Genomic DNA, 8,716 nt, shown 5'->3' with positions numbered 1-8,716 from the left:
CCGAAACGCTGATGAACGCATTTTGGCCTGGCCCGCTGACGATTATTTTTAAAGAAAGAGGGCGTTTGTCGGAGAAGCCACAGCAGGACTCGATACGGTTGCGGTGCGCATGCCGGACGATCCGCTGGCGCTGGCGCTGTTGAAGGTCTGCGGACTGCCGATTGCTGCGCCAAGTGCCAACAGTTCGGGCAAACCAAGCCCAACGAACGCCGCGCATGTATTGGATGATTTAAACGGAAAAATTGCCGGTGTGCTTGACGGCGGCGCAACAGGGGTCGGCGTCGAATCAACCGTTGTGGATTGCACGGAGGCAGTGCCGGTGATTTTAAGGCCGGGCGGGGTGACAAAGGAGCAGCTTGAAGCCGTGATTGGAGAAGTTCGCGTCGATGCCGCTTTGTCGGACGAAGCCGCCCGGCCAAAGGCTCCGGGAATGAAATATCGTCACTACGCGCCGAATGCCCCGCTTTTTATGGTGTCAGGGACTGCGGAATTTCTTCAAAGTTTGGTAGCTGAAAAGCGTTCGGCCGGACTCAGGGTCGGGGTACTAACGACGGAGGAGAATGTATCCGGGTATGATGCGGATCTAGTACTTGCCTGCGGAAGGCGTGCGGAGCTTGAAACGGTTGCTGCCGCGCTTTACGATACGCTTCGCAGATTCAATCAAGAAAACGTCGACATCATCTTTAGCGAAACCTTCCCCGCTGACGGCGTCGGCTACGCCATCATGAACCGCCTGCAAAAAGCAGCCGGACACAAACTCATTACAGAATAACCACTGGTGCCTGACACCGTTTATCCCCTATCTACTATAGATAGATGGTTAACGGTGTCAGGCACCATTTTTAATCTTTCTAGTGTCGTTAGGTGGTTTATGGTGTCAGGCACCGCTTGTGACTTCTAAATTGGTTTGGACGTGCATATGCTTAGGTTAGTTAGTCCAAGGGGGCGGAGGTTGATTTCGGGGATGGTTGGTGAAGTGGTTACACTTGTAATTATGGCATTTGCTCTGGGGATGGATGCATTCTCGGTCGGGCTTGGAATGGGGATGTACAACCTTAGGCTGAAGAAAATTTTTCATATTGGCCTTACGATTGGTTTATTCCACGTGTGGATGCCGCTCGTTGGTTTAATTGCGGGTAAATTTTTATCGGAGAAATTTGGTGCATTTGCCACCTTTATCGGTGGTTTACTTCTGATTGTATTGGGGATCCAAATGGTATGGTCGACGCTAAAAAAGGGCGACGAAAAAGTCATTACACCCGTTGGCTTCGGCTTATTGTTATTTGCTTTAAGCGTGAGCCTCGATAGCTTTTCCGTGGGCTTAACCCTAGGCATATACGGAGCAAAAACCATAATGGTGCTTTTATGCTTCGGAATCGTGGCCACCGTGCAAACATGGGCCGGGCTGCTGCTTGGAAGAAAGGTGCAAGGCTGGCTTGGGACCTACAGCGAGGCACTAGGCGGCGCGATTTTACTTGGCTTTGGCTTGAAGCTGCTGGCACCATTTTGGTAAGAGGAGTCTGAATTTTTCGAAAACCCTTCCTAAATATGGTAGAATAGAACTGGTAATATTTATAATACCAATCTATGAAAATCGTAAAAAGTATTTAGGGGAGGGAAACCAAGTGCAGTGGAAAGTATCGATGATGCTATTTATCTTTTTAATCGCCATCTCTCAAGCTATTTTTCCAAAGCTGGCATTAGCAGATGAAACGGGGGCAACTGTGACGGCCAATGATCAGGTCCAAATTCAGTTAGTGGAGAAGGTCACCAATCAAACGACAGTCATCAAAGGGATTACATTCCCGAATGCAAGTGTTATGGTGGAAAACAAAATAGGCGCCCTTCTCAGTTCAACACAAGCCAATGCGGAAGGCGGATTTGAGCTGGAGATTGCCAAGCAGCCTGCAAACACCATCCTGAAAATAACGGCAGATGATGGGGCAGGAAATACATATGCAATAGAGGTAACCGTTGCTTTAACCGGCTGGGTTTTGAATAATGGGCGCTGGTATTTCTATGGACAAACTGGCGACATGCAAACAGGCTGGATCACCGATAACGGCAGCCGCTATTTTCTTGATCAAACAGGAGCGATGCAGACAGGCTGGCTCTTTGATCAAGGCAAGTGGTATTTTTTAAAAAGCAGTGGAGCGATGCAGACGGGCTGGGTTTGGTCCGGCGGCAAATGGTATTATCTTCAGCAGAATGGCGTCATGGCCACCGGCTGGGCGCTGGACAAAGGCAAGTGGTATTATCTCAATGGGTCCGGCGCGATGCTGACCGGCTGGGTGAAAAGCTCGAATCGCTGGTATTACTTAAACGGCAGCGGGGCGATGAAGACGGGCTGGATTTGGTCTGGAGGTAAATGGTATTTCCTGAATCAGAACGGGGATATGGCCACCGGCTGGGTACTTGACCGGGGAAATTGGTACTACTTGAATGCTGATGGTTCAATGAAAACCGGCTGGATGAAGAGCGGCTGGGATTGGTACTACCTTGGCGGAAGCGGGGCTGTTTCAGCAGTAGAACTGGATGCACCGCATATCGCGCAAATGCCGGAGCTGCCGCGCGGCTGTGAAGTGACGTCGCTTGCGATGCTGCTGCAGGATGCCGGTGTGAAGGCTAATAAAATGACGTTGGCTTCTCAGGTGCGGAGAGACCCGACACCTTATTCTAATACAAATGGACAAATTTACTTCGGCAACCCGTATACGGGCTTTGTTGGCGATATGTATTCCTTTAGCCGCCCGGGGCTCGGCGTTTATCACGGTCCGATTGCGGAACTGGGGGAAAAGTACTTGCCGAATCGGATGGTGGATTTGACCGGCTCGAACTTTGAAGAGATATACAAACATTTAAATAACGGAAAACCAGTATGGGTGATTGTCACTTCATGGTACGATACCGTGCCATCACAGTATTGGCAGACATGGAACACTCCGACTGGGAAAATTTCCATTACGTATAAAGAACACAGTGTCCTGATCACTGGCTATGACAGCCAATATATTTACTTCAACGATCCACTGTCCACCAAAAACCGCAAAGTAGCCATCAGCGCCTTCAATCGCGGCTGGGAACAAATGGGCAAACAAGCGATCACCTATCGCTAAATGGTAAACCGTGCCCTTGTAGATGGTGCTTTGGTAGACGGTGCCTGACACCATTATTCCTATCGAGGAGTGGTTAACGGTGTCAGGCACCAATACTCCTATCGCTGTGTGGTTAACGGTGTCAGGCACCAAGTTTTTGCTTTCATTCGACTTGTTCGGGGGGAGGCTTTTTTTTGAATGTGGGGGATCTCTGTAGTATAGTGAAGGTTATCATCAGGGCTTGCACCTGTTAATTCGGAATTAAGGGAAAGGGGGCATACAAGTGCCGCGCGTTTTGTTTGTTTGTACAGGAAATACGTGTAGGAGTCCAATGGCTGAGGCAATTTTGAAAAATAAGCACCTCGCCGGAATCGAAGTAAAATCGGCTGGAATTTATGCAGCAGCCGGCAATGAGGCATCGCCGCATGCAAAACAGGTGCTTACCGATAACAAGCTTTCACACAACCATCGTTCGAGCCTGTTAACGGATGTTGAGGTCGAATGGGCTGATCTGATTTTAACGATGACTGCCTCCCATAAGTTCGCGATTCAGCAGCAATACCCACAGGCAGTCGTGAAGGTCTTTACGTTAAAGGAATACAGCAGCGAGGAAACGTTCGATCCTGATGTCGTCGATCCATACGGCGGGAGTCTTGGGATGTATGAGGCCACATACCGCGAATTAAATGAATTAATTGAGAAGGCAATTGAAAAACTAAAACAGTAGGAAGAGATCTAATGCGGAAGGTCCTTCAAACATTGAGGTAAAACGCAAAATAATAAATTTTTGAACAATCCAAGCTCTCTTCAAAAAGGGAGCATTTCTTTTGCTTTAAAGCTTTAAAACTTTTTGCCAATGTGTCAAAATGAAAGCAGAATTTACTGAACAGATTAGGAGGATTTTTAGAATGAAAGTTGCATTAGCTTCAGACCATGGCGGTATCAATATTCGCAAAGTTATCGCTGAATTATTAGATGAATTACAGATTGAATATGTGGATTTCGGCTGTGATTGCGAAACATCCGTGGATTTTCCAGATTACGCACTGCCAGTTGCTGAAAAGGTAGCAAGCGGTGAGTTTGATCGCGGCATTTTGGTTTGTGGAACGGGAATCGGCATGAGCATTGCCGCTAACAAAGTGAAAGGCATCCGCTGTGCTCTTGTCCATGATACATTTAGTGCCAAAGCAACGCGTGCGCACAATGATTCAAATATGCTTGCACTGGGCGAGCGTGTCATCGGCCCTGGGCTGGCTCGTGATATCGCAGAAATTTGGCTAAAAGGGGAATTTGAAGGCGGACGACATGCCGGCCGTGTTGGAAAAGTAACGGAGTACGAGAATAAGCATCTTTGAAAGAAGGGCAAAGCTTATGATTCAAGACTGGAAAAATGAACTTGAGGCAATTTTATCAGACTTTCAAGAGCAGGCAGCTTTGAAGCCGGGGCAGCTGCTGGTCGTCGGCTGCAGTACAAGCGAGGTTATGGGTGAACGAATCGGAACCTCTGGAACTCTTGAGGTAGCCGAAATGATTTTCCGCCAATTGAAAAAACTACAAGCAGAAACAGGCATCCATTTGGCGTTCCAATGCTGTGAGCACTTAAACAGGGCATTGGTTGTCGAACGCTCCGTCGCCGTACAGCGCGGTTTTGATGAAGTTTCTGTCGTGCCTGTCCGGAAAGCGGGAGGAGCCATGGCAACCTTCGCTTTCGCGAATATGGACGATGCCGTCGTAGTAGAGTTCGTGAAGGCGGACGCGGGAATTGATATTGGCCACACCTTAATCGGCATGCACTTGAAGCATGTCGCCGTGCCGGTCCGCGTCAAGCAAAAAACCGTCGGCCACGCCTATGTCACCTTAGCAAAAGTACGGCCCAAACTAATCGGCGGCGCCAGAGCCATCTACGAAAAAGACACCGAGAATCTCAGCTGCACATAGTGGAAAGGGTGTCAGGCACCAATACTCCTATCTGAGGGTTGCAAAGGGTGTCAGGCACCATTTCAGGGTGAGAGTTGGCTTTGGATTATATACGAACATTACGACCAACAACCAAATTATTGTTCGGAAATCGCCGGACATTAACCGATTGCTAAACCGGTTTTTATTGTTTGTTCTGGAAAATACGAAAAACGATACCTTTTCTATCTGTTTCGTGCTAAAATGAAAAGGGAATTTTCTAAAATCTTGCTTTTTCATACATAACAAGGGGGAAGGAATTATGAAGCATTTGTCTCAAGCGGACGAGCTCGTTTTTAAAGCGATTCAGAAAGAATTAGGTCGTCAGCGCTCGAAAATCGAATTGATTGCCTCAGAGAACTTTGTCAGTGAAGCAGTAATGGAAGCACAAGGATCTGTGTTAACTAATAAATATGCAGAAGGCTATCCAGGACGCCGTTATTATGGCGGCTGTGAATATGTTGATATCGTTGAAGACCTCGCTCGCGACCGTGCGAAGGAAATTTTCGGTGCGGAATATGTGAACGTGCAGCCGCATTCAGGGGCACAAGCTAATATGGCTGTCTACTTCACCATCCTTGAGCAAGGCGATACCGTTCTCGGTATGAACCTCTCCCATGGCGGCCATTTAACACACGGCAGCCCAGTCAACTTCAGCGGTATTCAATATAACTTTGTTGAATATGGTGTCGATGAAACGACCCACCGCATTAATTATGAAGATGTTCGCGAAAAAGCACTCACACACAAGCCGAAGTTAATCGTTGCCGGTGCCAGCGCCTACCCGCGTGAAATTGATTTTGCGAAATTCCGCGAAATTGCAGATGAAGTCGGTGCCTACTTTATGGTCGATATGGCACACATCGCCGGACTTGTTGCGGCTGGACTGCATCCAAATCCAGTACCATATGCACATTTTGTCACAACAACAACACATAAAACATTGCGCGGTCCTCGCGGCGGGATGATCCTGTGTAAAGAGGAATTCGGCAAGAAAATTGATAAATCGATCTTCCCTGGTATTCAAGGCGGTCCATTAATGCACGTGATTGCTGCAAAAGCAGTAGCATTTGGTGAAGCATTGCAGGATGACTTTAAAGTATATGCCGGGCATATTATTGACAACGCCAAGCGCCTTGCAGAAGGTTTGCAAAAAGAAGGACTTAAGCTTGTTTCCGGCGGAACGGACAACCACTTATTGCTTGTGGATGTAACGCCACTTGGCCTTACAGGAAAAGTGGCTGAGAAGGTACTTGATGAAGTCGGCATTACGGTTAATAAAAATACGATTCCGTACGAAACACTAAGCCCGTTTGTCACTAGCGGTGTCCGGATCGGAACGGCAGCTGTTACAAGCCGCGGCTTCGGTTTGGAAGATATGGACGAAATCGCATCCATCATCGCTTTCACATTGAAGAATCACGAAGACGAAGCGAAACTTGAAGAAGCCCGTGGACGCGTTGAAGCATTAACAAGCAAATTTACACTATATCCAGAATATTAATTCAAGCAAATCGACCTCCTGTCCAACGGGGGTCGATTTTTTTTTTGAAAAAGATGAAGTGTGGTGCGCCCCCTGAGCATTATTTTTAAAAAATTCCCACTATACAGAATGGTGGCGATATGGTACGATTCGACTGTTCAATAATTGAACAGTGAGGAGCTGCGGCGAATTATGGATCGATTTCAATTAATAGAAGTATTGACACAAAATCCAACCATCTCCCAAAGATCTTTGGCGGAAATTAGTCATCTTTCCGTGGGAAAAGTAAATTACACCCTCAATCAACTAGCAGATGAAAATATGATCATCATAAAAAAAGAAGGAAGAACCTATCATTATGAAGTTACCGAAAAGGGCAGGGAATTCTTAAAAGAGGAACTGGACCAACTTCATGAGTCAAAAGTGATTCTTCATAACCATGAGAGAAAAGTAGTGAAGCAGGCTGTTATTCTCGCAGCTGGGGCAAAAACGGAATTTGATACTCCCGTTTGTTTGCTGCCAATCAAGGACACGACCCTTTTGGAAAGAACCATCAGCATCCTTGAAAACAATGGGATTGAAAAAATAATCATCGTCACCGGCTATAAAAAAGAGGTATTTGACGAGATGAAGTCTCTCAAGGAAAACAAGGCCATTCATTTTGTAGAAAATCCTAAATACCATTGGACCGGAAGCATGGCTTCCCTTGCGGCCGCGTCGCAACTAATCACCGATGATTTTATTCTGGTAGAGGATGATATTCTCGTAGAGGAAAGAGCGATCACTGAGTTGCTGAACCATGAGAAACGCGACTGCCTGCTGATAACAAAAGAAAGCGGCTCAGGCGATGAAGCCTTTATTGAACTTCAAAACAATTATATTTATAAAATCTCCAAGGATATTCATCAACTAAATCGAATTGACGGAGAAATGACGGGTATCACGAAATTTTCTTACGATATGTATAAGGAAATGCTGCAATTATTTGCGAAAAATAAAAACCCGTATGTAAATTACGAATATGTCCTCCTCGATGTATCCAGGATTATCAATGTTGGTTTTTATAAAATTCCTGACTTAGTGTGGGCGGAAATTGATAGCTATGAGCATCACTTTAAAGTAGTCGATAGGTTCTACCCGATGCTGATGCGGAAAGAAGCGGACTTTAAGGAACGCGAATTAAAGCAGGTAATCGCAACCGCCTTGGAGATACCGATTGATGAGATTACATCGATTGAAGCACTTGGCGGCCTGACGAACCGCAACTTTAAAGTCACTATCGGCAGTCAAGAATTCGCTGCAAGGATCCCGGGGAAAGGCACGGAACATTACATCAATCGTCACGATGAAAAAATCAACTCGGAAATCACCAGCAGGCTTGGGATTAATCCGGAGGTCATTTATTTTAATGAACATACCGGCCTGAAGATTGTCCGATTTATCCCGGATGCCGAAACGCTGAATTCGAAGACGGGGACAAGGGAAGATAACCTAATCCAGGTTGCCGGAATTTTTAACCGTCTCCATACATCTGGTGAAACCTTCAATGCCAGGTTTAATGTGTTTGAAAAGATTACTGAATATGAAACGATTTTAGCGAATTTAAACGGGGAAGTGTTTGATGGCCACGAGGCTGTAAAACAGCAGGTTCTTGAGCTTGAGTCCTACTACAAATCGTTAAACGTACCGCTCGTTCCTTGCCATAATGATCCGCTGGCTGAAAACTTCGTCAAAAGCGGTGAAGAGAAAATGTTCCTGATTGACTGGGAATTTTCCGGCATGAACGACCCGCTATGGGATGTCGCCGCCTATATTATTGAGGCCGAATTGTCGCCGGAAGAGGAAAAGCTGTTCTTACTGCAGTACTTCAATGGAACGGTGACGCGTGAGAACCTGCAGCAACTGTTACTAAATAAGATCTTCCTTGATTTCCTCTGGACGATCTGGGCGCTGATGAAGGAAGCAGGCGGAGAAGATTTTGGCTCCTATGCGTACAATCGCTTCACTCGGGCCCAAGCCAATTTACAGGAATACGACAGACAGTATAAGAGGCATGAGGAACCTGGAAAAATTTAGTGTTAAAGGCGTTAAGCTGATTGGTCCCGTTCGGGCCGCATAAATGAAACTTGCCGGCATGGTCGGCAAGTTTTTTATATCTTGGCTGGGCCGTGAGTTGCTCTAT

At 46.6% G+C, this 8,716-nt stretch carries 7 protein-coding genes and 1 pseudogene; all 8 read left to right on the top strand.

Annotation, left to right across the window (positions count from 1 at the left end; translation table 11 throughout):
- Positions 1 to 772: pseudogene (locus tag ACO1D1_RS06440) on the top strand (L-threonylcarbamoyladenylate synthase); the annotation flags it as partial.
- Between the two features lie 183 nt (positions 773 to 955).
- Positions 956 to 1,513 carry a manganese efflux pump MntP family protein gene (locus ACO1D1_RS06435; RefSeq protein WP_149872868.1) on the top strand — a complete coding sequence of 186 codons (558 nt, stop codon included), beginning with the start codon at positions 956 to 958 and terminating at the stop codon, positions 1,511 to 1,513.
- A 112-nt stretch (positions 1,514 to 1,625) separates the two neighbouring features.
- Positions 1,626 to 3,116, top strand: a complete 1,491-nt coding sequence (locus ACO1D1_RS06430; protein ID WP_423335305.1) for a C39 family peptidase — start codon at positions 1,626 to 1,628, stop codon at positions 3,114 to 3,116.
- Positions 3,117 to 3,378: 262 nt separating this feature from the next.
- Entirely contained in the window at positions 3,379 to 3,822 is a 444-nt protein-coding gene (locus ACO1D1_RS06425) for a low molecular weight protein arginine phosphatase (protein ID WP_423335304.1), read from the top strand.
- 181 nt (positions 3,823 to 4,003) lie between these two features.
- A complete protein-coding gene (gene rpiB, locus ACO1D1_RS06420; RefSeq protein ID WP_149872377.1) occupies positions 4,004 to 4,450 on the top strand; it encodes a ribose 5-phosphate isomerase B in 447 nt (148 codons plus the stop codon).
- 16 nt (positions 4,451 to 4,466) lie between these two features.
- A complete protein-coding gene (locus tag ACO1D1_RS06415) occupies positions 4,467 to 5,033 on the top strand; it encodes a TIGR01440 family protein (RefSeq protein ID WP_149872376.1) in 567 nt (188 codons plus the stop codon).
- A 280-nt stretch (positions 5,034 to 5,313) separates the two neighbouring features.
- Positions 5,314 to 6,555: a serine hydroxymethyltransferase gene (gene glyA, locus ACO1D1_RS06410; RefSeq protein WP_149872375.1), complete on the top strand. Its 1,242-nt coding sequence runs from the start codon at positions 5,314 to 5,316 to the stop codon at positions 6,553 to 6,555.
- A gap of 171 nt (positions 6,556 to 6,726) precedes the next feature.
- A complete protein-coding gene (locus tag ACO1D1_RS06405) occupies positions 6,727 to 8,610 on the top strand; it encodes an NTP transferase domain-containing protein (RefSeq protein WP_423335303.1) in 1,884 nt (627 codons plus the stop codon).
- Positions 8,611 to 8,716: the final 106 nt, after the last annotated feature.

Origin of the sequence: Neobacillus sp. 19 (assembly GCF_049463095.1) — a bacterium.
Taxonomy (GTDB): Bacteria; Bacillota; Bacilli; order Bacillales; family Cytobacillaceae; genus Neobacillus.
Note: the sequence above shows the minus strand (reverse complement) of the source record. Positions and strands in the feature narration are given on the sequence as shown.

Bases quoted from the DNA above. Each gene is read 5' to 3' on its own strand.
- rpiB (WP_149872377.1), top strand. From the start codon at position 4,004: ATGAAAGTTGCATTAGCTTCAGACCATGGCGGTATCAATATTCGCAAA.
- ACO1D1_RS06415 (WP_149872376.1), top strand. From the start codon at position 4,467: ATGATTCAAGACTGGAAAAATGAACTTGAGGCAATTTTATCAGACTTT.
- glyA (WP_149872375.1), top strand. From the start codon at position 5,314: ATGAAGCATTTGTCTCAAGCGGACGAGCTCGTTTTTAAAGCGATTCAG.
- ACO1D1_RS06405 (WP_423335303.1), top strand. From the start codon at position 6,727: ATGGATCGATTTCAATTAATAGAAGTATTGACACAAAATCCAACCATC.